Below are 23687 nucleotides of genomic sequence, written 5' to 3'. Positions count from 1 at the left end.
TCCGGATGCGGGAGAGCGTGGACAGATGGCTTCCCACGACATCGACCTCGCACGCCTGGACGCCTGGTGGCGCGCCGCGAACTACCTCAGCGTCGGCCAGATCTACCTCCTCGACAACCCCCTGCTGCGCCGCCCGCTCGCCGCGGAGCACGTCAAGCCCCGACTGCTCGGCCACTTCGGCACCGTCCCCGGCCTCACCTTCACGTACGCGCACGCGAACCGCGTGATCCGCGCGCGCGACCTCGACGCGATGTTCATCGCCGGTCCCGGTCACGGTGGTCCCGGGATGGTGGCCGCGGCGTGGCTGGACGGAACCTACTCCGAGCTGTACCCCGAGGTCACCCGAGATACGGCGGGCATGCGGCGCCTGTTCCGGCAGTTCTCGTTCCCGGGCGGCATCCCGAGTCACGCCGCGCCGGACACACCCGGGTCGATTCACGAGGGTGGTGAACTGGGGTACTCGCTCAGCCACGCCTATGGCGCGGTGTTCGACAACCCCGAACTGACGGTCTTCTGCGTCGTCGGAGACGGCGAGGCCGAGACCGGGCCGCTGGCGACCGGATGGCACGGGAACAAGTTCGTCGATCCCCGCACCGATGGGACCGTCGTGCCGATCCTGCACCTGAACGGATGGAAGATCGCGAACCCGACGCTGCTGGCGCGCATCCCCGAATCGGAGCTGGCCGACCTGCTGCGCGGATACGGGCACGAGCCGATCTTCGTCACCATCGACGCCGCCGATCCCCACGAGGAGGCGCACCGTCGCATGGCCGACGCGATGGACGAGGCGCTCGATGCGATCGCGCAGCAGCGGAGCGACCTGAACGTCGTGCGCCCGCGCACTCCCATGATCGTGCTGCGCTCGCCGAAGGGCTGGACCGGACCCGTCGAGGTCGACGGCAATCCGGTTCAAGACACGTGGCGCGCACACCAGGTGCCCGTCGACGCCGCTCGGGACGACGACGCGCACCGCCGCATCCTCGAGGACTGGATGCGCTCCTACGGTCCCGAGGATCTCTTCGACGACGACGGTCGCCCCGTCGACGCGATCGACCAGGTGACGCCCGAGGGCGCCCGGCGCATGTCGGCGAACCCGCACGCCAACGGCGGTCTGCTGCGACGTGAGCTCGACCTGCCCGACATCGCCGACCACCTGACCGGCCTCGACCCCGAGGCCACCGAGCGCTCTGCGATGGGGGAGCTCGGTCACTATCTGGCACAGGTGATCGAGCGCAACCCGACCGACTTCCGGCTGTTCGGACCCGATGAGACCGCCTCGAACCGGCTCGCACCGGCGGTGTTCGACGCGAGCGGGAAGAGGTGGAACGCCGGTTCCGATCCGCGCGACGAAAACCTCTCGCGCACCGGGCGCATCATGGAGGTGCTCAGCGAGCATCAGGGGCAGGGCTGGCTCGAGGGATACCTGCTCACCGGCCGACACGGCCTCTTCGCGACCTACGAGGCGTTCGCCCACATCGTCGACTCGATGTTCAACCAGCATGCCAAGTGGTTGGAGTCGGCTTCCGGCATTCCGTGGCGAGAGCCGGTGTCGAGCTCCACGTACCTGCTCTCCAGCCACGTGTGGCAGCAGGATCACAACGGCTTCACCCACCAGGATCCCGGCTTCCTCGATCTCGCCGTGAACAAGCGCGCCGACATCGTGCGCGTGTACCTGCCGCCGGATGCCAACACGCTCGTCGCGACGGTCGACCACTGCCTGCGCACCACCGATCGCATGAACGTCATCGTCGCCGGCAAGCAGCCCGCCCCGCAGTGGTTCACCCCCGACGAGGCGGTACGCCACCTCGAACACGGAGCGAGCCGGCTCGCATGGGCCGGCACCGATGCCGACGGGGTGGATGCGGTGCTCGCGTGCGCGGGAGACGTCCCGAGCGAAGAGGTGATCGCCGCGGCACGGCTGTTGCGCGAGGAGGCGCCGGGGCTGCGGGTGCGGGTGGTGAACGTCATCGACCTGATGCGCCTGCAGACGCCCTCGCAGCATCCGCACGGCATGGACGAGAAGTCCTTCGACGAACTGTTCCCGCCGGACGTGCCGACCGTCTTCGCCTTCCACGGTTATCCCTGGCTGGTGCACCGCTTGGCGTATCGGCGCGCGGCGCATGCCCAGCTCCACGTGCGGGGGTACATCGAGCGGGGCACGACCACGACGCCGTTCGACATGCGCCTGATCAACGACATCGACCGGTATCGGCTGGCCGCCGACGTGCTCGATCGCGTTCCCGGCGCCGCGGACCGTCACGCCGCCCTCCGCGCACAACTCGATCGACGACGCGAGGAAGCCCGTGCTCACACGCGTGACCACGGGGTCGACCACCCCGCGGTGGGGAGTGGGGGCGAAAGGCATATCTCACCCACCGGTGCAGTTCAACCCATCGACGCGGGCGATGCGCACACGTACCGTCGGGGGATGGGAAGCGAGGGAGTGTGATGCGTCGGCACCAGTTCGTCATCGACGACAGGACCTACGTCCTTTCCGAGGAGGCCCTTGCGGAAGACACCAAGCAGGCGGTGCTCGAGGCGGTCCTCGACGGCGGGGGCTACGTCGAGTTCGCGACCACCGATGCCACCGTCACCGACGTTCTGATCACACCCCACTCCAACGTGCGGATCGAACACACGGACGTGATCGAGTCGGACCTCCCCGCAGACCCCTTCAGCGACCAGCACTTCGACATCGATTCGTGGCTCTGAAACCCGAAACTAGTTAGGTCGCCTAATCGGAGTTACTTCGTTTGCTCCCTCCGTGTAGCTTATCTCGGTGGGAAAACTCATTTATGGCAGTGACGGGTACTCGTTCGACATCGACGACCGCACCCTCGCACACCTGCGGGTGGTCTTCATGAACAAGCTCCGCCGCGCCGAGCCGTTCTTCTTCCACCACCCCGAGACGGTCGGCAGCCGAAGCGTCTGGGTGCATCCATCGGTTTCGATCGTGTTCCACTTCTACGGCAGCAGGAACCCCGCGCTGAACCGTGCCTGGATCGAGAACCTGCTGCAGGACGCCAGCGGACCGCACGGCTTGTCGGTGAGTCCGGAACCGGCCGAGACGGCGACCGTCGCGGGCTGAGTCAGCGGCACTCGTCGTCGACGGCGTCGGTGACGAGGTCGATGAACGCGGCCACCGCGGCGGCCTGATCGGCCGACAGCGTATCGGCGAGGCCCCGGATCTGCGCGGTGAGTGGATCGATTCCGTCGAGGTCGTCGTCACGATCGAGCGGCACCACGTACTTGCTGCGACCGTCGTCCGGATGCGGGAGGAAGGTGATGAGGCCGCCCGCGCGCAGACGATTGAGGATACCCGTGACGGACGGCGTCGAAATCTCCAGGTGCTCCGCGACCTCGGTCGGGGTCACGAGGATGCCCTGATCGCTCATGTCGAAGATGAACCGTGTCGCGGCGCGGGCGTTCTCGCTGGGCCCGCACGCGTTCTGACGCCGCCGAGCCAGCCGATTCTCCGCCAGTCGCAGACGTTCGATGGAGCGTGCCACTTCGGAGCGATCGAGGGCGGTGTCGTCCGCCGCTTCAGCGATGTCGGTCATGTCACCCTCACTCCGTCGACGACGTCACGCGTGGGTCACGATGCTACCGAACGGGCGACGCCGCTGCGTCGCCCGGAGACATCGAAGGGGCCCGGCGCGATGCGCGCCGGGCCCCTTCGGAAGACCTGGGGTCAGGACTGGCTGGCGATGGCGAAGCGCACCGATCCGTCCTGGTTCATCTCCGCGTCGAGGACGCGGTCATCGAGCGCGGTGTTCGCGCCGTCGTCGAGGAAGACACGTGCGCCGTGGTCCTCCACGACCTGGTCGCCGTTTTCGGGCGACGACGCGACGGCGAGCTCGAAGCCGGTCTCCTGCGAGCCGGTGTCGCGAATGCGCACGCCGCCCTGGTCGGCGTCGGGCAGCTGGGCGATGATCGTCTTGACCGCGGTGGCGGCGTTCTCGGTGAGCGTGAGCATGAAGGCTCTCCTCTCGTTCGGGACGTTCGAGTCGGCCACGATTCCGAGATTCGACGAGCGGTGCAACCGCACGCCGCCATTGTCAGGGAATTCCCACGCTGCGCAGGCGGCGGTCAGTGGGCGGCTTCGTACGCCTCGAGGACGGTGGCGGGAACCCGCCCGCGGTCGGAGACCTGGTAACCGTTCTCCTTCGCCCATTCGCGGACGGCGGCGTAGTCCTGGCTCGGTTTGCGCCGGCGTGGAGCCGCGGTGGAGCTCGAACGGGACGCCGAGACGCGTCGCGCTGCGTCGACGTAGGGGGCGAGCACCTCGCGGAACGCGGCGGCGTTCTGGTCGGTGAGGTCGATCTCGTAGGCGGTGCCGTCGAGGGAGAAGAGGACGGTCTCGCCCTCTCCGACTTCGAGGACGCTGCCATCCAGGTCGTCGACGAGCTGGTGCACGATTCTGCGGGCCATGCGGCCACCCTACTGAGCAGCGCGCCATGGCACGACCCGCGGCGCGCCGTCGCGGTCAGGGAAGAAGCCCGCTCTTTCGCGCACGCACGACGGCGGCATGACGCGTCGGCGCGTCGAGCTTGCTCATCGCGGACTGCAGGTAGGACTTCACCGTGGCCTCCTTCAGCCCCAGCGAGGCGGCGATCTGCGCGTTGGTCGATCCGAGCGCGGCACCGGCGAGGACATCGGTCTCCCGCGGCGACAGCGAGGCCGACGTGACGGCGGGCACCTCGCCGAGGGCCAGGGCCGCCCATCGCGCCTCCAGGCGGCCGAGACGTTCGCGCACGGTCGGGTCGTCCACCTCGGCGGCGATGCTGCGCAGCTCGGCGTAGCTTTCTCTGACCTCCTCCCGCGCGGCCGGGGACAACGGTCGGTCCTCGCCCGCGTGGGTCATCGTGGCCAGGCGGCGTTCGACTTCATCTCTGATGCGCAGTTCGCCGGCGATCGCCTCCGCGGCTGCCAGCGCCGGGCGGGCGACGGAGTCGCCGCCGGGCGTGGCGCGTCGAGAGCCGCCGTAGAGCATGCCGCGCGTGACCCCGCCGACGACGACGGGCACGGCGAACAGCGTCACGATGCCCGCGCCCAGGATCGCACCGTCGTAGTCGTGGGTGATCGCTCGCGAGACGCGGTAGTCGAGGGCGAGGCGGGGCCGGGCCTCGACCATGGCCCGCCCGCCCAGGCCACGGTTCTCGTGGACGACCAGTCCGCGCAGCGTATGCGTGTGACGGCCGGAGATCGCGCTGACGTGGACGGCGCCGTCGCGGGTGTACCCCCCGAAAGCGACCGGGAACGGGGTGTGCTCGGTCAGCCGCGTGACCGCACGCTCGATGAGGGCGTCCTCGCTCTCGCCGCTGATTCCCGCAGACATGCCGTTCCCGGTGGTCGGTGACGGCCCCGGTGCCGTCGAGGTCGACGATAACACCGCGGGTGCGGGCCGTCACCGGGCGGCGGACGGCCTACTCGTCCGCCGCCCGTTCCAGATCCAGCAGACGTCGCTTCAGCTCGGGGCGCCCGCCGTACTCGCCCAGCGATCCGTCGGCCCGGACCACGCGGTGCACGGGGACAACGATCGAGAACGGCGTGGTGGCGCAAGCGGTTCCGACAGCACGGGCGGCGCGTGGCGACCCGGCCATCGCGGCCACCTCCCCGTACCCGGCGGTCTCGCCGTAGGGGATCTCGCACACCGCCTGCAACGCCGCCCGGGTGAAGCCGGACACGCGGTCCCAATCCAGCGGCATCTCGAACTCGCGTCGCGCACCCGCGAAGTACTCATCGAGCTGGGCGGTGCAGCGCCGGGCGAGCGGGTCGTCCTCGTCGAAGGGGAGCAGGGCCACGCGCTCGTGGCCGATGAGCTCGGCGTGGAGGTCTCGGACCGGGTGCAGTGAGCGGACGAGGTCATCGGCGGCGGTGAGGAGGACGTCGCCGATCGGCGTCGGATGGACCAGGAAACGCGTCGTCATGTCGACATCCTCCCCGTGCCGCCGCCGTGCTCGCACACTCTCCGACCGGCTTGGGGGAGTGACGGTGCGGGTGCGTTCCCTGGGGAGGGGAAGTCATCCAGGACCTCGCATATGGTCTCCAATACCGCGAAACTCTGCCGGGATGCAAGAGCAGAGCCCCTCGCGCGCATAGTGTGACTGTCGTGTGGCGAGCAGAAGGAAGCGTCGCGGTCGGTGAGCAGGTGGCCGGACCGGCGGCGACCGTGACCCCCGGCGACCTCGATCTCTCGGAGCCGGGTGTGCGGGTGACCCATGTCGCCGAGCCGGAACGCGACCGGCTGCGGCGTCAAGCCGCCCGCCTCGGCGGCCGGTCGACGCTGCTGCACTTCGACGAGTCGGTCGACGCCGGCATCGAGATCACCAACGCCCACCCCGGCAGCCTGCCCCAGTTCATCACCGGTCGGTCGACGCTGCTGTCGAACCTGTTCCGCGATGAGGTCGCCCTGCGCACCGCTCGGATCGCCGCGGAGCAGATCACCGCCAAGAACGTGGAGCTGCGCACCGCGCGCGGTCTGGAAACGGTGCACCTCGCCGTCGGGCTGGCCACGTGGCGGCTCGGTGGGCTGGAGTGCTCGGCTCCGGTGCTCCTGCGCCCCCTGGCGATCCGCCGCCACCACAACGACTTCGAGGTGAAACTCCACGGTTCGTTCTCCGTCAACCCCGAGCTGGTGCGCGCTCTTCGCACGCACTTCGGCATCGACCTCGACGGCGACGCGCTGGCCGCGCTGGCGTACGACCAGGGGGTGTTCAAACCCCAGCCGGTGATCGATCATCTTCGCGCGTTGACGGGATCCTTCGACCACTTCCGCGTGCACCCGCGCCTGGTCGTGTCGTGCTTCGCCGACGTGGGCGAGACGATGGCGCGCGACACACGCGACCTCGACCACCCCGTGCTGAACGCTCTGGCCGGACACCTCGCCGACCGTGAGGTGCTCACCGCACGGCGCGAGATCCCCGCGGCACCGCACCCCGACGAGCGTCCGCCGGGCGCGGACACGCTCCTGCTGGACGCCGACGCGGAACAGGAGGCGGTGCTCGCCCGCATCCTCGCCGGGCAGTCCCTCGCGGTGCACACCCTCCCGGGCACCGGTGGTACGCAGACGGTGATCAACGCCGTCGGTGCGCTGGTGCGGGACGGCAAACGCGTGCTGGTCGTCAGCGCGCGCCGGTCGACGCTCGACGGCATCCGTCACCGGATGGCGGGCATCGGCTTGTCCGGTCTGGCCGTGACGCCCCGCTCGCTGCGACGCGACCTCATCCGGGCCATCGGGCGCAACGAGAAGGCCCAGGCGCCCAAGGTGGCCGACATCGACGACGCACTGGTGCGGTTGCGCGGTGTCCTGCGCGACTATCGCACCGCCGTCACCCGCACCGACGACGCCCTGAAGGTGTCCGTCCTCGATATCCTCCGCGCTCTCTCACGACTCGCCGCGCGGGAGGTGCCTCCGTCGACGACCGCCCGGCTCCCGGTGGGTACGCTGCTGCGCTTGGCGTCGTCGCGGGATACCGCCGCCGCCAAGCTCGCCGCGGCGGCGCGACTCGGCGAGTTCCGCTTCGGACCCGACGATTCCCCCTGGTACGGCGTCTCCTTCGCCTCGACCGAGGCCGCTCGCGCCGCGCACGACCTCGCCGGGCGCCTGCACCGGGCCGATGTGCCCGCCCTTCTCGAGCGCGGGTACGAGCTGATCGCCCAGACGCGCATGCATCCGTTCCGGACGGTGGCCGACCTCGGTGAATACCTCGAGGTGCTGCAGGGGATCCGGGACTCGCTCGACCGGTTCAGCCCGACCGTGTTCGAGCGTCCGCTCGCCGAGCTCATCCAGGCCCACGCGCCACGCCGCGAAGCCACGACCATGAGCGGCGCCAACCGCCGTCGGCTGAAGCGTCTGTCGAAGGAGTACATCCGCCCGGGCGTGCACGTTCCCGACATGTACGAGGCGCTCGTGCGCATCCAGCAGCAGCGCACGCGCTGGCAGCGTCTGGTCGATGCCGGGATCGCGCCCGAGGTGCCGCTGGGGCTCGCCGACGTCGTTTCGGCGTGGCAGCGCGTCGACACCGAACTGGCAGAACTGGATGCGGTGCTCGGCCGCACCGGCTCGCAGACGCTGGCGTCGCTGCCCGTGGCCGCTCTCGTGCGCACGCTCGCGTCTCTGGCCGCGCAATCGTCGTACTTCGACAACCTCGTCGAGCGGGCCACCCTCCGCACCGAGCTGGCCGAGATGGGGCTGGAGCCGTTGCTGTCGGAGCTGTCGGTGCGGCACGTCCCCGAAGAAGCCGTCGGTGCCGAGCTCGAGTTCGCGTGGTGGCAGTCCGCTCTCGAGCACGTTCTCCGCGCCGACCGTGCGCTCCTGGGCGCCAACACCGCGGTCGTCGACCGACTCGAGCGGGACTTCCGGCTCGTCGACGAAGCCCACGCGGCCGCGTCAGGGCCACTTCTGGCGGCGCAGCTGGCCACGCAGTGGCGCATCGGTCTGGTCGACCACGCCGACGAGGCCGCTGCTCTCAAACGAGCTCTGAAGGACTCCGCGAGTGCCGTGCAGGTGCTCGAGGCGGCCCCGACCCTGATGCGCACGCTGGCTCCCGTCTGGCTCGCGTCCCCGTACGATGTGCCGGCCATCCCGGAGGCGGCCGGCTTCGACGTGGTCATCGTCGCCGACGCCGCCTCGCTCGCCCTGGCCGAAGCCGTGCCCGCGCTGCGGCGCGCGCGTCAGGTCGTCGTCTTCGGCGACCCTGTCACCCAGAAGCCCACGCCGTTCCGCGTCGCGGCCGGTGCGATGTCGGAGGACGACGTCCTCGAGGCGGAGGAGGCCGAGCCCTTCGACGCCGTCAGCGTCTTCGAACGCGTCGCCGAACTGGTGCCGATCGCGACCCTCACGCGCAGCTACCGGGCCGGGGGCGAGGACCTTGCCGAGCTCGTCAACGACGCCTTCTACGGCGGCGAGCTCTCCTCGCTGCCGTGGGCCGGGTCCTACCTCGGGCGCGGCAGCCTCGGCGTCGACTACGTCGAGGGGGGCACGGGGGTGCCCGACCCGGTCACCGGCGCCGTCGAGAGCCCCGACGCCGAAGTCGCGCGCGTGGTGACCCTGGTCGTCGAGCACGCCGTGAACCGAGGACAGGAATCCCTGATGGTCGTCACGGCCAGTGCGAAACACGCTGCGCGTGTGCGAGCCGCCGTGGAGGCGGCGTTCGCCGGGCGTTCGGATGTGGCCGACTTCGTCTCGCGCGACACCGCGGAGCCGTTCGCTGTGCTCAGCCTCGAGGAGTCGGTGGCCGAAAGCCGCGACCGCGTGATCTTCTCGCTGGGGTTCGGGCTCACCCGACACGGGCGGGTGCTGAGCGATTTCGGTGATCTGTCCAGACCCGACGGCGATCGGCTGCTCACCGTCGGGATGACTCGCGCGCGCCGTTCGATGGTCATCGTCTCCTCCATCCGGCCCTCCTCGTTCGACGACGGTCGACTCGAGCACGGCGCGGCGACCCTGATGAGCATCCTCGGGGGGCTCGCCGCGCGTCAGCGCGATGCCCGCCTCGAGGACCTCGCCGATCCGCTCACCCGCTCGCTGGCGCGGGAGTTGCGGCGCCTGGGGGTCGCGGTGGATGTCGATTACCGGGGCCTGCTTCCGCTGGTCGCCCAGCACGACGGCAAAGCCGTCGTGGTCGAGAGCGACCCCGAGACCGTCGCCGATTCGCTGCGCGAGTCGCTGCGTCTGCGACCGCAGATCCTGCGGCGCCTCGGATGGCATTACGTGCGCGTGCACTCTTTCGATCTGTACAGCGACCCCGCGTCGGTCGCGGAGCGCATCGCCGGGCTTCTCGGGGTCTCGGCGGAGGGGCCCCGGGCCGACGCCGACACACAGCCCATCGATGTCATCGAGTGAGCGGCAGCGCGTCGAGAAGGTGCGCGGCGCGCGCCGAGCGAAGCTGACGCCGGCGCCGGGAACCACCGCCGAGCCGGGCTCCGACGACGAAGGCCCGGACACCGATGTGCAGACATCGGCATCCGGGCCCAACGACGAGCGGATGCGCCGTGACGTGCCGCCCCACTACTGAGGCGGCACGGCCTCAGACCTTCGGGGTCTCACCCTGCTTCTTCAGCAGGTCGCGGATCTCCACCAGAAGCTCCGTCTCGGTCGGCAGCGGCTCCTCCTCCGGCTCGTCGGACTTCACGCGCGCGGCCTGGCGCTCCTTCAGGCGGTTCATCGGGTGGACGAAGACGAAGTAGACCACGACGGCGACGGCGAGGAAGTTGATCACCGCCGCGATGATCGCGCCGAAGGCGAAGGTCGCTTCGCCGCCCATCAGGGAGGGCACGGTGAGCTGCAGGGCCTCCTGCAGGCTGTCCGCCTTGAAGAAGAGGCTGATGAGCGGATTGATGAGCGACTCGACGAGCACCGTCACGATGGCGGTGAAAGCGGCGCCGATGACGACGGCGACAGCCAGGTCGATGACATTGCCGCGGAGGATGAACTCCCGGAAACCCTTGATCATGGCCTCTCCTTCTGGGCTGTCCCTACGCACTCGACGGCGCCGGGGCGGATGTGGACTCGGACTTCGATGATGTCGAAGACGACGCGCCCTCGCCAGTCTTGGCGGAGGCCGCGCCCGACGACGAGCCCGAGCGGGAGTCGGTGCGGTAGAAGCCGGAGCCGTTGAAGGTCACACCGATCGATCCGTACTCCTTGCGGAGGGTGCCACCGCATTCGGGGCACACCGTGAGGGTCGGGTCGGAGAAGGACTGAACGGCGTCGAAACGGTGCGAGCACTGCTTGCACGCGTAGGCGTAGGTGGGCATGGGCGACTTTCGATGATCGGCTCAGCTCGCCGCGGTGGCGAAATCGAGGATGCGGGTGGGGGTGACCGCGCCGGTCACCGGCTGGTCGTGCAGGTCGGCGGGGACCTCGTCGAGGACCTCGCTGTCGTAGACGACCGCATAGACGGGTGGGCACCCCTCCATCGATCCGATCGTCTTGTCGAAGTACCCGCGGCCCCACCCCAGACGCATGCCGGTGCGGTCGACGGCCGCGGCGGGAACGATCATCAGGTCGACATCGCCGACGGCGATGGGGCCGAGGAGCTCGCCGACCGGCTCGGGAAGTCCGAACAGGCCCTCCGAGATGTCGCCGTCCTCCGTGGCCACCGCCCAGTCCAAAAGGCCGTCGGCCCGTGTGACGGGCAGCAGCACGCGGATGCCCCGGGCCACGGCGCCCTCGACGAAGGCGCGTGTGGACGGTTCGAACGGGGTCGACAGGAAGCAGGAGATCGCCGCGACATCATGACGGGCGACGAGTTCGTCCAGTCGCGCATGCAGCTGGTCCGCCGCGGATTCGACGGCGTGCGCGGAGAGCAGCTGTCGGCGCTCGCGCAGTTCGGCACGGAGGGCGCGCTTGGCGTCGTCGGTCGTGTCGGACATGGGTCGATTGTATGTCGCCGTCACAGGGACGACACATGCGGCAGGTAGGATCTGGCCATGCCGTCACAGCCCTTCAAGGCCGTTATTCCCGCCGCAGGACTCGGAACCCGATTCCTGCCCGCGACGAAGGCCATGCCCAAAGAGATGCTCCCCGTCGTCGACAAGCCCGCCATCCAGTACGTGGTCGAAGAAGCCACGGCTGCGGGCATCGACGATGTGCTGATCATCATCGGTCGCAACAAGAACAACCTCTCCAACCACTTCGACTCGGTCCCCGAGCTCGAGGTGAAGCTGAAGGAGAAGGGTGACGAGGACAAGCTCGCCCGCGTGCAGAAGTCCAGCGAGCTGGCCGACATCCACTTCGTCCGTCAGGGCGAGCCGAAGGGACTCGGTCACGCGGTGCTCCGCTCGCGCGCCCACGTCGGCGACGCCCCCTTCGCGGTGCTGCTCGGCGACGACCTCATCGACGAGCGCGATGTGCTGTTGACCAAGATGATGGAAGAGCATGAGCGCACCGGCGCGGCCGTCATCGCCCTGATGGAAGTCGACCCCGAGCACATCCACATGTACGGCGTCGCGACGGTCGAGGAGACCGACCAGGACGACGTGGTGAAGGTCAAGGGCCTCGTGGAGAAGCCCAAGCGCGAAGACGCGCCGTCGAACCTGGCCATCATCGGCCGTTACGTGCTGCCCCCTGCCGTCTTCGACATCCTCGAGCGCACCGGCCCCGGCAAGGGCGGCGAGATCCAGCTCACCGACGCCCTGCAGGAGATGGCCGCCGACCCCGAGGGGCCCGGCGTCTACGGCGTCGTCTTCCGCGGACGCCGCTACGACACCGGCGATAGGGTGGACTACATCAAGGCCATCGTGCAGCTCGCCGCCGACCGGGACGACCTCGGTCCGGACCTGCGCCCCTGGTTCAAGGAGTTCGCGGCGTCCCTCTGACGCCGCGCGAGCAGGAGGGGAGCGCATGGACCTCGCGTCTCCCCGTGCTCACGGGCCCGTCTCGATCCGGCTCATCCGACAGCGTGATGCCCGCGTGCTGCAGCAGGAGCTGCTGACCAACCGCACGTGGTTGCGACCGTGGGAGGCGACGAATCCCGACGGGCCCGTCTCGTTCGACATGCGCTCGGCGGTGCGACGACTGCTGCAGCAGTACCGCGAGGGCGGCGGCATCCCTTTCGTCATGGAGGAGAACGGCGTCGTCGCCGGACAGCTGAACGTCTGGGGCATCGCGAGAGGCTCCCTCGCCTCCGCGACCATCGGCTACTGGGTCAGCGAGCGGTTCGCCGGTCGGGGGATCACGCCGACGGCGGTGGCGCTGGCGACCGACGTCTGCTTCACGGAGTTGCGGTTGCACCGGATGGAGATCTGCATCCGCCCGGAGAACGAGGCGAGCCTTCGGGTCGTGGAGAAGCTGGGTTTCCGCTACGAGGGGCTCCGGCGACGCTATATCCATATCGACGGGGACTGGCGTGACCACTACTGCTTCGCGCTGGTGGCCGAAGAAGTGCCCGAGGGGGTGCTGCGTCGCTGGGTCGAGGGGCGAGCCCCGCGCGATGCGGCGATGATTCCGCCGGCCGATCGTCTGCCGGCGTGAGAAAGGCCCCGTCGCACACGACACGCCGATGGATGCGACATCCGACCGTCGCGGTCGCATACCGTGGACGCCATGGGTGGACAGGTGCTCGGCGGAGGCGTGATCGTACTGGTCGCGGTGCTGCTGTGGCTGGTCTACCTCCTGCCCTCTTGGAACAGCCGTCGCCAGTTCGACGCGGCCGAGCGCAATGCGGTGCGGCTCAATCAGGCTCTTCGTGTGCTCGCCGAGACGAGTGAGACCCCGCAGGAGGTCCGACTCGAGCTGAACGCCCGCACCGCGGCCGCCCAGCAGAAGCTCGCGCGACAGGCCGCCGCCGAACGGGAACAGGCGGCGCTGGAGAAGCAGCGGCTCGACCTCGAGCAGGCCCGACTGGAACGCGCCGTGGCCCGCGCGCAGCCGGAGGCACGGCGACGTCGCGCGCGACGCCGTGCCCGTGCCGTGTTCACGGGAACCGGTGGTGTCGCCATCGTCGTCGCGATCGCCGGCGCGTGGTCGACGATGCTGGGCGGTTCGAGCGTGTGGCTGTGGGGCGGGGCCTCGGTCTCGGCGCTGTGCGCGGTCCTGCTGCACCGCATGTGGCGCGTCGCGGTCCGCGCGGCGGCGCGACCGGCCGCAGTCGCCGCCGCGCCGCGGACATCTGCCGATGTGCAAGACCTCGCCCTGGCGCCGTCGTCGCGGCCCACGTGGACTCCGCGGAACCTGCCGCGCCCGCTCACTGCATCGACGGGATCGCGTGCTTCCCTTGCACTCGACGTCGAAGACGCGCGCCGTTCGTTGCGAGCCGCCGCGCTCGACGAGGCGATGCGCGCCGAGGAAGAACGTCGTCGGCCCGTCGCGATCCCGGAGCCGGCGGCTCGGGAAGCGCGTCCGGAGTACGCGCGGATGGGCTTCGTCGACGACGCCGAGATCGAGGAACACGTACGAGACCTGCTCGCCCGCCGCGCCGCCGGCTGACCCGCCCAGCGGGCGGGGGAGGCCCACCCGATCCGCGTGATAGTGTTGCTGAGGTTCACGGGCCTGTGGCGCAGTTGGTAGCGCGCTTCGTTCGCAATGAAGAGGTCAGGGGTTCGAATCCCCTCAGGTCCACCAAAACCCGAATGCCCCTCGGTACGCCGAGGGGCATTCGCATCTTCGGCCGGCCGGTGCCGGTCGGTAGGGTCGGTCCTGTGAACCGATGGGGAGTGCTCGTCATCCTGGCCGTCGCCCAGTTCGTGATGGTGCTCGACAGCACCGTCATGAACGTGTCGATCTCGCAGGTCGCGGCCGACCTCGACACGACGATCACCGGCATGCAAGCCGCGATCACCTTCTACACGCTGACGATGGCGGCATTCATGCTGACCGGCGGGAAACTCGGTGACAGGTGGGGGCGCGCCCGAGCGTTCCGGATCGGTGCCGTGGTGTACGGCGTCGGGTCGCTCGTGACCGCGCTGAGTCCGAATCTGACCGTGCTGCTTCTGGGCTGGTCCCTGGTCGAGGGGCTCGGCGCCGTCCTGGTGATCCCCGCGATCGCCGCACTGGCCGCGATCAACTACGACGGTCGCGCCCGGGTCACCGCGTTCTCCGCTCTCGGTGCCGTGACCGGACTCGCCGCTGCCGCCGGTCCCCTCATCGGCGGACTGGTCACGACCTACGCGTCGTGGCGGTTCGTCTTCGTCGGCGAGACCGTCGTGATGATCGCCATCCTTCTCGCCTCCGGGCGCATCAGGGACGCGCCCGCGGACCGGACGCTGCGCATCGACGTGCCGAGCGTCGCGCTCTCCGCCGGCGGAATGGCGCTCGTGGTCTTCGGTGTGCTGCAGTCCAAGACCTGGGGATGGTTCGTCCCGCTCGCGCCGCCGACGGTGGCCGGTGTGGAGGTCGCACCGTTCGGCGTATCACCGGTGACCTACCTGATTCTGCTCGGGGGCATCGTGCTGTGGTGGTTCGCGGGGCGGCAGGGCATGCTGACCCGCACCGACCGTGTGCCGCTGCTGAAAGTGGATCTGTTCCGGATCGGCGCCCTCCGCAGCGGGCTGTCCGGATTCCTGGTGCAGTACTTCGCCATCGCGGCGCTCTTCTTCGTGATCCCGGTCTATCTGCAGACGATGCAGGGGTACGACGCCTTGGGGACCGGCCTGAAGATCCTTCCGCTGTCGGCGGGACTCATTGTCTTCTCCGCGGTCGGTTCCTGGCTCACGGCGAGACGATCGGCGCGCCGCATCGCCCAGACGGGTCAGATCACGATGGCCATCGGCCTGCTCTTCATCCTCGTGTCGATCCGGCCCGAATTGGCCGGGTGGCCCTTCGCCGTGGGGATGTTCGTCGTCGGTGCGGGGTTCGGCCTGCTCGCCTCTCAGCTCGGGAATGTGAACATGTCGGCGGTCGACCGGACCGACACCTCCGAGGTCGGCGGTCTTCAGGGCACGTTCCAGAACCTCGGCTCGTCGTTCGGCACCGCCGTGGTCGGATCGGTGTTCATCCTGCTCCTGGCCGGCGGGTTCACGGCGGCGGTGTCCGAGAGCGCCGATGTGACCGCCGCTCAGCGCAACCAGCTGACGACCTCGATCGAAGGGGCGGTGCCGATCGTGTCGCAGGATGAGGCCGAGCAATTGATGCGTGAGGGCGGCGCGACCCCGGAGGTCGCGGCCGCGATCGCCCAGGACTACGCCGACTCGCAGATCCAAGCCCTCCAGCAGGCGGTGTTCATCGTCTTCGCTCTGCTGGTGATCTCCCTGCTGCTCTCGCGGAACCTGCCACCGAAGGTGGGTGCGGCGAACGAGGAGGCGCGCGGGACCGCCGGGTGACTCGTCGGGCGACCCGCCGTCAGGCCGGGCTGTCCCGCCGGCCGGAGGCAGCCGACCGCGTTGCGAGCTCGCGGAGCCGTGCCATGTCGGTTGCGGCGCTCGCGCCCAGATCCCCGAAAGCCTGCGACTCGACGCGCAAGCCCGCCGTGATCAGCCGGAGATGCCGGGCGGCCATCGTCGATCGGGCCGGCTCAGCGAGGACGGTGAGGACTCCGAGCTCAGCGACGATCGCGACCAGGTCGACGCCGTTCACATCCGAGCGCAGGGTCCCTTCGGCCTGAGCGCGCTCGACGTGCGCCTGCAGCCGAGGCGCGAGGTCGGCGCCCACCGTCGAATCGGGATCGATGTGGGCCATCCGCCGGGCGGTGGCAGGGAAGATCGGATGTGCGTTGTTCATCGCCACGGCGCGCTCGAGGTACCCCACGACCGTGCTCCAGCCATCGCCGAGACCTTCCAGATCGTCGTAGATGCCCACGTACGACTCATAGGCACGTGCGTGCAACGCGCGGATCACGTCATCGTGCGAGGAGAAACGTCGGTAGGTCGTCGCAACGCCCAGGCGCGCCTGCGTGGCGAGGTCGTGGAGCGAGAACTCCAGCCCACGGGTCTCGAACAGCTTCTCGGCGGCGTCGAGAAGCTGTTCGCGGCTGCGGGCGACCTCCGGTCGCGGTGCCCGGGGTGCGCTCATGAGTATCGAGGGTAACCGGTCGCGGGTGTCGGAGGCGCTACGCTCATCTCACCCTGTCCGGATATGAGGAGAGTCGATGTCCGAGGCCCCATCCGACGGCACCCGTTCCCGCGACCTGCGGGACATCGTCGCCGTCGTGCTGCTGTCGACCATGGCCGTCCTGACGGCATGGTGCGGCTTCCAAGCCTCGAAGTGGGGCGGGGAGATGTCCATCGCGTTCAGTCAGGCCTCCAGCGCCCGGGTCCAGGCGACGAACTACGACGGCCAAGCGCGCGATCAGCGCCAGTTCGACCTGACGGTCTACGCCTCGTGGGTCGAGGCCACCGCAGCCGGCAACGAGCAGTTGGCGGCGTTCATCGAAGAGCGTTTCCACCCCGACTTCCGTGTCGCTTTCGACGCCTGGCAAGCGCAGGGCGGCGACGAGGGCGGTCCGTTCGTCCAAGACGAGTACGTCCCCGCCGGAACGGAGCAGGCGGCGGAGTACTCCGCGCGTGCGGACGAGAAGTTCGCCGAGGCGCTCGAGAACAACCAACGCGGCGACGATTACTCACTGCTGACCGTGCTGTTCGCGCTGGTGCTGTTCCTCACGGCGATGTCGCAACGCAAGATCGCCGCGTGGGCCTCGCGGGTCTTCCTCGGTCTCGGGGTCCTCGTCGGGCTCGTCGGGGTGGGGATCCTCCTCACCTTCCCGATCAGGATCTGATCACACCGGCACCGTCGCAGCGCCGCCGGCACCGGACCGCAACCGCTCGCCGGCCAGTGCCTCCGCGGCCACCAGCGGGGTGACTCCTCGTTCCTCCGCGAGCGCGAAGACGCGCCGCATGGTCTCGCCCACTCCGGTGACGCGTTCCATGATCTCGGCACGTGTGCCCATCCGCTTGGCTTCGAGGTCGAGGTAGATGACCCCGCCGGCGTTGGCGACGAAGTCCGGGGCGTACAGGATGCCGCGTTCGGCCAGTCGATCGGAGCCGCCTCGATCGGCGAGGGGATTGTTGGCGGGCCCGCACACCGCCCGTGCGGCGAGAGTGTCGATGACCTCGTCGGTGAGGACGCCGCCGACACCGGCGGGCACGAACACGTCCGCCTCGACGCGGTGCTCGGTCCCGGGCTCCACCCAGGACGCACCCAGCTGCGTGGCCAGGTCGCGCTTGGCCGGGTCGACATCGGTCACCGTGAGGACGGCCCCGTCGGTCGCCAGCCGAACGGCCAGGCGGCTGCCCACCTGGCCGAGACCGGACACGGTGATGCGCCGGCCGGCGGCATCGGCGGTGCCGGTGACCCGTTCGAGCGTGGCGCGGAGGGACTCGTACACGCCGATGCTCGTCGGCCCGGCAGGTTCCCCGGAACCGCCCACGCTGTCGGGGAGTCCGACGACGTGGGCGGTGCGCTCGCTCACCGTCAGCATGTCGTCGGTCGTGGAGCCGACATCCTCCGCGGTGCGGTAGGCGCCGCCGAAGGAATCGACGACGTCCCCGAGATCGAGGAAGGCGTCGCGGCGACGTGCGGCATCCAGCTTCTCGTCGGGAGACAGGGCGATCACGGCTTTTCCGCCGCCGGCGGCCAGCCCGGCGGCGGCGTTCTTGAGCGTCATCGCGGCAGACAGGCGGAGGACATCGCCGAGGGCGTCGCTCCAGTGCGGGTATCTCCAGATGCGAGCCCCGCCCAGCGCGGAACCCAGTGTCGAGGAGTGCAGTGCGACGGCGATGAACAGGCCGCTGCGGGGGCCCGTCGTCACCTCCACGCGCTCGTGGGTGAAGTCGGGCAGGGGCAGGGTGTGCGTCATCGCTTCCTCTTTCGGCCGGCCTTGTGGGCTGCTCTGCGGAACATCGCGGCGTTGCGTCGTCCGTGCCCCCATTGTGCCCCTCGGCACGCGGCGCGGCGAGGGGCGACGCTAGTCTGTGGCCATGGCAGAGCTCCCGGCGCGCAGTGTCCTCGTCCGCGATCGACTGCGCGAGGAGGGAATCGACGGGGAGATCGTGGTTCTTCCCGAGGCGGCCTCGACGGCGGCGCTGGCCGCCGCCGCCCTCGGCGTCGAGGTCGGTGCGATCGCCAACAGCCTGGTGTTCTGGACCGACGACGGGCCGCTCCTGGTGATGACCAGCGGCGCCCACCGCGTCGACACCGCAGGGTTGTCTCAGCGGCTGGGGATCGCCGGTATCCGGCGGGCGACCCCGGATCAGGTGCGCGAGGCGACGGGGCAGGCGATCGGGGGTGTCGCGCCGTGCGGGCATCCCGAGCGGCTGCGCACGATCGTCGATCAGGACCTCGCCGACGTCGATGAGATCTGGGCCGCGGCGGGCACGCCGCATACGGTCTTCCCCGTGAACTTCGACCAGCTCGTGCGACTGACCGGGGGAACCGTCAGTCGCGTCGACTGAGCAGGGACGCGCCCCTCATCGCGGCGTCAGGTGCTCCCAGCTCACGGGATCGACGGCATCGATCAGCGACCAGTCCTCGACATCCCACGCGAAGGTCGCGATCGCGCATGTGGGCATCCGGTCGATACGACCGCGCGAGAGGCGATCGGCCAGATCGGTCATCCCCGGGTCGTGCGCGACGACCATGACGTCCGAGAGCCCCGACCCCGACGCCGCGGCCAGCAGGTCCGCGGCGGAGGCCCCGTAGAGATCCGGGTCGGGGCGGACGTCGACCCCGAGTACGCGCGCGAAGGCTTCCGCCGTGGTGCGCGCCCGCACCGCCGTGCTCGAGAGGATCACCGTCGGCCGCGCACCGGTCGAGGCGAGGCGCTCCGCCATCACCGGTGCGTCGCGACGTCCGCGCGCGTTCAACGGGCGGTCGTGATCGGCCAGGTCCGGGGAGGACCAGTCCGACTTGGCGTGGCGGACGATCGTGAGACGGATCATGGTTTCCTTTCGGACGAGCTCATTCGGCGATCAGGCGGCGACGTACACCCAGGCGGTGCGTCCGCTGCCGAGGACGGTCGCGACGCGACGGTGCTGCGCCACCTCGTACTCATCCGCCGCGTCGAGTTCATCGTCGGTGACGTGCAGAACGACCCCGGTGACTTTGTCGCGCGCGTCCCCGGTCCGGCGCAGGACCGGCTGCACGTCCGCGCCGGGAAGATCGGAGTCGCGTCCGGCGTCGGTCTCGACGTAGTCGACGGTGAAACCGGGAAGGACGTCATCCTCCGCGTCGACCGGCCGACCGAACGTGTCCAACTGCATGCCGAGGTGCTGGAAGGTGCCGTAGCTGAACAGCAGGTGCGGGGCGTCCACGCCGATAGCGTAGCGGCGCTCACCCCAGCAGCGCGTGGGCGATCGTGTGGATGAGGAGGCCGGCCAACGCGCCGATCACGGTGCCGTTCAGGCGGATGTACTGAAGGTCGCGACCGACCATGAGTTCGATCTTCCGGGAGGTGTCCTCGGCGTCCCATCCGGCGACGGTGTCGGAGATGACCGAGGCGATGTCGTGGCGGTGGCGGTCGATGACGAACACCGCGGCGTCCGTGATCCACGCGTCCACGCGGTCTTGCAGCGCGTCGTCGGAGCCGAGGCGCTCTCCGATTCGGACCAGCGCCTCGACGCTGCGTCGCCGCAGGTCGCTGTGCTCGTCGGCGAGCGCGGCGAGCAGGCCGGTCTTCGCCGTGCCCCACGCATCCGCGGCGAGTGATCGGACCCGCGGGCTGTCGAAGACGGAGGTCTTCGCATCCTCCACCCGTCCGATTGTGGCCGGATCGTTCTGGAGATTGTCGGCCAGGCGCGAGAGGTAGCCGTCGATCGCGTGGCGCGCCTGGTGGTCGGGGTCGGTTCGGACCTTGTCGACGAAAGCGACGGCCTCGTTGTAGACGGTGTCGTCGACGAGCCGGTGCGCCACTCGCGGCACCCACGAGGGCAGCCGTCTGGACACCAGTCCGGAGAACGACGCGCGGTTTGCGTGCAACCAGGCCGAGACGGTCTCGACGGCGAGGTCGACCGCGGGCCGGTGGGCGTCGGCATCGACCACGCGCGCGAGGCGCTCGCCGAGCGGCGGCGCCCAGTCCGGCTCGATCAGGTGTTCTCGGGCGAGCGACTCGATGATGTCGCGCACGTCGTCGTCGCTGGCGGCGCGGAGAACGCCGGCAGCGGCCGCCGCGCCCTCTGCGGCCACGCGGCGGGAGTTGTCAGGGTCGGTCAGCCACGCGCCGACGCGGGAGGAGATCGACGCGGCTTCGAGTTTGTCGCGCACCACGTCTGTGCGGAGGAACTCGGTCTCGACAAACTCGCCCAGGGTTCGGCCGATCTCATCCTTGCGGCGCGGGATGATGGCGGTGTGGGGGATCGGTATCCGAAGCGGGTGCCGGAACAGGGCCGTGACCGCGAACCAGTCCGCGAGGGCTCCGACCATGCCGCCCTCCGCCGCCGCTCGCACGTATGCCATCGCGGGAATGTCGTCCTGGAGGGGGAAGGCGACGGCGAAGAGGATGGCCATGGCGACGAGTGCGCCCAGGGCGACCGCCTTCATCCGCCGAAGACCCGCGAGGCGCACCCGGTCGGCCGCGCTCAGCGGGGCGGCGCCGCGCCGTTCCACGTCAGTCCTCGAGCGGGCCGAGCCAGGCCGTGGCGAGGGCGGAGTGGGCCGACTCGGGATCGGAGGGGTGGAACAGGCCCGCCTGGACGTCTCTGGCCAGGCGCGACAGTTCCGAACCGGAGAAGTAGGAGGCACCCCCGGCGACCAGCATCGCCTCGCCGACGATGTCTTTGGCGCTGGTGACCGCGCGATGCTTGAGGCCCGCCAGCAGGGCGAACCAGCGCGCGCCATGATCGACGAGTGTGTCGACGTCGTGGGCGAGTGCGGTGATCTGCGGGGGGAGGGCGTCGTAGGCCAGGGCCATGTCGGCCACGCGCCACCGGATGTCCGGGTCCTGCGCGTAGGAGCGCCCGGTCCGCTTCGAGGTCCGCGCCGCAGCGGTCTCGATCGCGACGTCGATCGCCCGGCGCGCGATCCCGGTGTAGACCGAGGCGAGGAGAATCTCGAAGACACTGAAGATCCCGAACACCATCGGATCGGGCGACGGGCCCGGCGCGAGGCGGCGCACGACTCGGTCGGCCGGAGCGAGCGCCCCGTCCAACCGGGTCGTCCGGGACTGCGTCGCACGCATGCCGAGGGTGTCCCAGTCGTCCGAGGTGTTAATGCGTCCGTCGTGCTCCTCCGTCCGGGGGACGAAGGCGAACACGATCTGCGGCCCGTCGGCGGAGGTGGTGTCCAGCCCGTGCACGCCCAGCTGCGTCCACGCGGGTGCGAGCGAGGTGAAGATCTTCGTGCCGGTGAAGGTGTACCCGCCGTCCTGACGCGGAGACGCCTCGGTGTCGCTGCCGAAGAGCACGAGGTCGTTGCCCGCCTCGCTGATCCCGAAGGCGAACACCTCGCCGGCCACGGCGCCCTCCTGCACGAAGCGCAGCGCGTCCACGCCCCGATCGGAGGCGACCTTGGCGACTCCCGTCCACACCAGGTGCATGTTGACCGCGAGGGCTGTGGCCGGCGCCGCCCCGGCAAGACGCTGCTGCAGGAGTGCCATCTGGGCCAGCGTCAGGCCGCGCCCGCCGAGCTCGGTGGGCACGAGCGCGGCGAGGTAGCCCGCGGAGCGGAGGTCGTCGAGGTCATCATGCGGAAAGGTGTTCTCGCGATCGTGGGTCGCGGCGCGGGATCTGATGCGCTCGAGCAACGCGTCGTCGAGGTGGTCGGCGGGGTCGAACGCATCGGAGGCCATGCCGCCATTCTGCCCCGCTGGAGTGGCCGGTGGCCGATGGGTCGATCCGACACCGAGCATGGACCATGATGATCGCATGTCCCGTCTGTCGCAGCTGCTGATACCGGATTCGCAACGGCAGTCCATGGCCGATCTGCTCCAGGCGGTGGATCTGCGGCGCGGTGACGCTCTGGCCAAGCGCAGCGGGTTCCTCATCATGCTCGTGCTCTCGGCGGTGATCGCTGTGGCGGGCGTCCTGTCGGATTCCACGGCCACCGTGATCGGAGCCATGATCATCGCGCCGCTGGGAACGCCGATCCTCGGTGTCGCCGCGGGGATCGTCACCGGTCATCGGGGCCTGGTCGCGCGCTCTTTCCTGTGGGTGCTCATGGGACTGCTCATCGTGGTCGTGATCGGATGGGTGTTGTCGACCTTCATCGCCGATCCGGCTGAGCTGAACAACAACTCGCAGATCACCGGACGCACCTCGCCTCAGCTGATGGATCTCGTCGCGGCCCTGGCCACCGGAACGGCCGGGGCCTTCGCGATGACCCGGCGCGACCTCAGCGCGGTCCTGCCGGGGGTGGCCATCGCGATCTCGCTGGTGCCGCCGCTGGGGGTCGTCGGCGTGTGTGCGGGGCAGGGGGCGTGGGAGGAAGCATTGGGCGCGCTGCTGCTGTTCGCATCGAACGTGGTCTCCCTCGTGATCGCCGGGAGCATCGTGTTCACCCTCGCCGGGTACGCGCGCGAGCCCGGGGCGTCGCGCACGGCGAACCGGCGTCGCGCGTACGCGGTGGTCGCGGTGCTGTCGGTGATCATCGTCGTGCCCCTCCTGCTCAACACCGCCGTCACGCTGGTGGTCACCCACTGGACCACACTCATCCGGGCCTCGACCGTGGCGTGGCTCTCGGGAGACGAGGATGCCCAGGTGCAGAGCATCACCTGGACGGTCACCACGGCGACGGTCGACGTGACGACCGAGGACGGCGACATTCCCCCGCTCGAACCGCTGCGGCAGGACCTCGAAGCCGAATTGCCCTCGTTCATCGAGGTCGACGTCGTCGTCTCTCCGGCCGTCGAACACGTCGTGCTCCCTCGCTGAGCGGCCCCGGCTCTGTCGAGGCGCGGAAGAATGGCGGGATGATCTCCACCGAGATGGCCGTGGCGTTGCGCGAGGCGGGCCTGGTCTGGCGACCCGAGTCCGGGGACCGGTTCCAGCTCGACGAACCGGAGTTCGAGGCGGACGTGTTCACGGTGAGCGAGATGACCGTGGAGCCGCGGGAGTACCCGACGGGGCGCATCCTGGCCTTCAACGGCACCACGGAATGGGCGCTCGACTCGGTCGCGCTGGAGGACGCCCTGTGGCTCCCGCACGAAGCCCAGCTGAGGGAGATGCTCCGGGGAACCTTCCGCAGCCTGCGTCGCCTGGCCGACACGCACGAGGTGGCGATTCGCGTGGCTCAGGAAGACCTCGTCTTCGAGCATCCAGAACCGTGCGACGCATACGCGCTGGCCGTTCTGGAGCTGCTGCGCCGCGCGGCATGAGGG

At 69.8% G+C, this 23687-nt stretch carries 27 protein-coding genes and 1 tRNA gene; 14 read left to right on the top strand and 14 right to left on the bottom strand.

Features of this window, described 5'->3' with window-relative positions:
• Nucleotides 1–25 precede the first annotated feature (25 nt).
• The 3 genes from RZO50_RS00235 to RZO50_RS00225 all read left to right on the top strand — a co-directional run bounded on the left by RZO50_RS00235 (nucleotide 26) and on the right by RZO50_RS00225 (nucleotide 3088).
• Nucleotides 26–2449 (top strand): phosphoketolase family protein, encoded by a 2424-nt coding sequence (locus tag RZO50_RS00235; RefSeq protein WP_322597713.1) that lies wholly within the window; start codon nucleotides 26–28, stop codon nucleotides 2447–2449.
• Complete coding sequence (locus tag RZO50_RS00230) at nucleotides 2449–2712, top strand: hypothetical protein (RefSeq protein WP_322597712.1); 264 nt, start codon at nucleotides 2449–2451, stop codon at nucleotides 2710–2712. Before RZO50_RS00235 ends, RZO50_RS00230 begins: the two co-directional genes overlap by 1 nt.
• 67 nt (nucleotides 2713–2779) lie before the next feature.
• A complete protein-coding gene (locus RZO50_RS00225) occupies nucleotides 2780–3088 on the top strand; it encodes a DUF7882 family protein (protein WP_322597711.1) in 309 nt (102 codons plus the stop codon).
• 1 nt (nucleotide 3089) lies between these two features.
• Here RZO50_RS00225 and RZO50_RS00220 read toward each other — a convergent pair whose 3' ends face one another.
• The 5 genes from RZO50_RS00220 to RZO50_RS00200 all read right to left on the bottom strand — a co-directional run bounded on the left by RZO50_RS00220 (nucleotide 3090) and on the right by RZO50_RS00200 (nucleotide 5930).
• Nucleotides 3090–3560: a MarR family transcriptional regulator gene (locus tag RZO50_RS00220; protein WP_322597710.1), complete on the bottom strand. Its 471-nt coding sequence runs from the start codon at nucleotides 3558–3560 to the stop codon at nucleotides 3090–3092.
• A 131-nt stretch (nucleotides 3561–3691) separates the two neighbouring features.
• Nucleotides 3692–4048: a Fe-S cluster assembly protein HesB gene (locus tag RZO50_RS00215; RefSeq protein ID WP_322597709.1), complete on the bottom strand. Its 357-nt coding sequence runs from the start codon at nucleotides 4046–4048 to the stop codon at nucleotides 3692–3694.
• Nucleotides 4049–4089: 41 nt separating this feature from the next.
• A complete protein-coding gene (locus RZO50_RS00210) occupies nucleotides 4090–4431 on the bottom strand; it encodes a histone-like nucleoid-structuring protein Lsr2 (protein ID WP_322597708.1) in 342 nt (113 codons plus the stop codon).
• A 55-nt stretch (nucleotides 4432–4486) separates the two neighbouring features.
• Nucleotides 4487–5338 (bottom strand): helix-turn-helix transcriptional regulator, encoded by an 852-nt coding sequence (locus tag RZO50_RS00205; RefSeq protein ID WP_322597707.1) that lies wholly within the window; start codon nucleotides 5336–5338, stop codon nucleotides 4487–4489.
• An 88-nt stretch (nucleotides 5339–5426) separates the two neighbouring features.
• Nucleotides 5427–5930 (bottom strand): methylated-DNA--[protein]-cysteine S-methyltransferase, encoded by a 504-nt coding sequence (locus RZO50_RS00200; RefSeq protein ID WP_322597706.1) that lies wholly within the window; start codon nucleotides 5928–5930, stop codon nucleotides 5427–5429.
• Nucleotides 5931–6112: 182 nt separating this feature from the next.
• Here RZO50_RS00200 and RZO50_RS00195 point away from each other — a divergent pair, with 182 nt between their 5' ends.
• Nucleotides 6113–9847 (top strand): AAA family ATPase, encoded by a 3735-nt coding sequence (locus tag RZO50_RS00195; RefSeq protein WP_322597705.1) that lies wholly within the window; start codon nucleotides 6113–6115, stop codon nucleotides 9845–9847.
• Nucleotides 9834–10019 (top strand): hypothetical protein, encoded by a 186-nt coding sequence (locus tag RZO50_RS00190; RefSeq protein WP_322597704.1) that lies wholly within the window; start codon nucleotides 9834–9836, stop codon nucleotides 10017–10019. Before RZO50_RS00195 ends, RZO50_RS00190 begins: the two co-directional genes overlap by 14 nt.
• Nucleotides 10020–10031: 12 nt before the next feature.
• On the opposite strand, the gene mscL is transcribed toward RZO50_RS00190, so the two are convergent.
• From mscL to RZO50_RS00175, 3 genes are read right to left on the bottom strand one after another with little or no spacing between them, the layout of a single operon-like run.
• Nucleotides 10032–10457, bottom strand: coding sequence for a large conductance mechanosensitive channel protein MscL (gene mscL, locus RZO50_RS00185; RefSeq protein WP_322597703.1), 426 nt, complete (start codon nucleotides 10455–10457; stop codon nucleotides 10032–10034).
• Nucleotides 10458–10479: 22 nt separating this feature from the next.
• A complete protein-coding gene (locus RZO50_RS00180) occupies nucleotides 10480–10761 on the bottom strand; it encodes an FmdB family zinc ribbon protein (RefSeq protein ID WP_322597702.1) in 282 nt (93 codons plus the stop codon).
• A gap of 21 nt (nucleotides 10762–10782) precedes the next feature.
• The gene (locus RZO50_RS00175) at nucleotides 10783–11379 is read right to left on the bottom strand and encodes a 5-formyltetrahydrofolate cyclo-ligase (protein WP_322597701.1); all 597 of its coding nucleotides are present in this window, start codon (nucleotides 11377–11379) and stop codon (nucleotides 10783–10785) included.
• A 57-nt stretch (nucleotides 11380–11436) separates the two neighbouring features.
• Here RZO50_RS00175 and galU point away from each other — a divergent pair, with 57 nt between their 5' ends.
• From galU to RZO50_RS00150, 5 genes are all read left to right on the top strand, one after another.
• Nucleotides 11437–12324: a UTP--glucose-1-phosphate uridylyltransferase GalU gene (galU, locus tag RZO50_RS00170; RefSeq protein ID WP_322597700.1), complete on the top strand. Its 888-nt coding sequence runs from the start codon at nucleotides 11437–11439 to the stop codon at nucleotides 12322–12324.
• A gap of 25 nt (nucleotides 12325–12349) precedes the next feature.
• A complete protein-coding gene (locus RZO50_RS00165) occupies nucleotides 12350–12979 on the top strand; it encodes a GNAT family N-acetyltransferase (protein ID WP_322597699.1) in 630 nt (209 codons plus the stop codon).
• 72 nt (nucleotides 12980–13051) lie between these two features.
• Complete coding sequence (locus tag RZO50_RS00160; protein WP_322597698.1) at nucleotides 13052–13933, top strand: large exoprotein; 882 nt, start codon at nucleotides 13052–13054, stop codon at nucleotides 13931–13933.
• Nucleotides 13934–13992: 59 nt separating this feature from the next.
• Nucleotides 13993–14068 (top strand) — tRNA-Ala (locus tag RZO50_RS00155).
• A gap of 77 nt (nucleotides 14069–14145) precedes the next feature.
• The gene (locus RZO50_RS00150) at nucleotides 14146–15765 is read left to right on the top strand and encodes an MFS transporter (RefSeq protein WP_322597697.1); all 1620 of its coding nucleotides are present in this window, start codon (nucleotides 14146–14148) and stop codon (nucleotides 15763–15765) included.
• 19 nt (nucleotides 15766–15784) lie between these two features.
• Here the strand turns inward: RZO50_RS00150 and RZO50_RS00145 are convergent, their stop codons facing one another.
• Nucleotides 15785–16453 (bottom strand): TetR/AcrR family transcriptional regulator, encoded by a 669-nt coding sequence (locus tag RZO50_RS00145; RefSeq protein WP_322597696.1) that lies wholly within the window; start codon nucleotides 16451–16453, stop codon nucleotides 15785–15787.
• A gap of 76 nt (nucleotides 16454–16529) precedes the next feature.
• On the opposite strand from RZO50_RS00145, the gene RZO50_RS00140 reads away from it, so the two are divergent.
• On the top strand, nucleotides 16530–17156 hold the full coding sequence (locus RZO50_RS00140) for a hypothetical protein (protein WP_322597695.1): 627 nt from the start codon (nucleotides 16530–16532) through the stop codon (nucleotides 17154–17156).
• Here the strand turns inward: RZO50_RS00140 and RZO50_RS00135 are convergent, their stop codons facing one another.
• On the bottom strand, nucleotides 17157–18236 hold the full coding sequence (locus tag RZO50_RS00135) for a Glu/Leu/Phe/Val dehydrogenase family protein (protein WP_322597694.1): 1080 nt from the start codon (nucleotides 18234–18236) through the stop codon (nucleotides 17157–17159).
• A gap of 121 nt (nucleotides 18237–18357) precedes the next feature.
• On the opposite strand from RZO50_RS00135, the gene RZO50_RS00130 reads away from it, so the two are divergent.
• Nucleotides 18358–18831, top strand: coding sequence for a YbaK/EbsC family protein (locus RZO50_RS00130; protein ID WP_322597693.1), 474 nt, complete (start codon nucleotides 18358–18360; stop codon nucleotides 18829–18831).
• Nucleotides 18832–18846: 15 nt separating this feature from the next.
• Here RZO50_RS00130 and RZO50_RS00125 read toward each other — a convergent pair whose 3' ends face one another.
• The 4 genes from RZO50_RS00125 to RZO50_RS00110 form a co-directional block, all read right to left on the bottom strand.
• Nucleotides 18847–19317, bottom strand: coding sequence for a SixA phosphatase family protein (locus tag RZO50_RS00125; protein ID WP_322597692.1), 471 nt, complete (start codon nucleotides 19315–19317; stop codon nucleotides 18847–18849).
• Nucleotides 19318–19347: 30 nt separating this feature from the next.
• On the bottom strand, nucleotides 19348–19689 hold the full coding sequence (locus RZO50_RS00120; RefSeq protein WP_322597691.1) for a gamma-glutamylcyclotransferase family protein: 342 nt from the start codon (nucleotides 19687–19689) through the stop codon (nucleotides 19348–19350).
• 19 nt (nucleotides 19690–19708) lie between these two features.
• On the bottom strand, nucleotides 19709–20914 hold the full coding sequence (locus RZO50_RS00115) for a DUF445 domain-containing protein (protein WP_322598704.1): 1206 nt from the start codon (nucleotides 20912–20914) through the stop codon (nucleotides 19709–19711).
• A gap of 67 nt (nucleotides 20915–20981) precedes the next feature.
• A complete protein-coding gene (locus tag RZO50_RS00110; protein ID WP_322597690.1) occupies nucleotides 20982–22160 on the bottom strand; it encodes an acyl-CoA dehydrogenase family protein in 1179 nt (392 codons plus the stop codon).
• 76 nt (nucleotides 22161–22236) lie between these two features.
• Here RZO50_RS00110 and RZO50_RS00105 point away from each other — a divergent pair, with 76 nt between their 5' ends.
• Nucleotides 22237–23241, top strand: a complete 1005-nt coding sequence (locus tag RZO50_RS00105) for a TIGR00341 family protein (protein ID WP_322597689.1) — start codon at nucleotides 22237–22239, stop codon at nucleotides 23239–23241.
• A 38-nt stretch (nucleotides 23242–23279) separates the two neighbouring features.
• Nucleotides 23280–23684: a pilus assembly protein CpaE gene (locus tag RZO50_RS00100; protein WP_322597688.1), complete on the top strand. Its 405-nt coding sequence runs from the start codon at nucleotides 23280–23282 to the stop codon at nucleotides 23682–23684.
• The last annotated feature ends 3 nt before the right edge of the window (nucleotides 23685–23687 follow it).

Source organism: Microbacterium xanthum (assembly GCF_034531355.1).
Lineage (GTDB): Bacteria > Actinomycetota > Actinomycetes > Actinomycetales > Microbacteriaceae > Microbacterium > Microbacterium xanthum.
The sequence above is the reverse complement of the archived record's forward strand: the minus strand, read 5'-3'. Positions and strand labels throughout refer to the sequence as shown.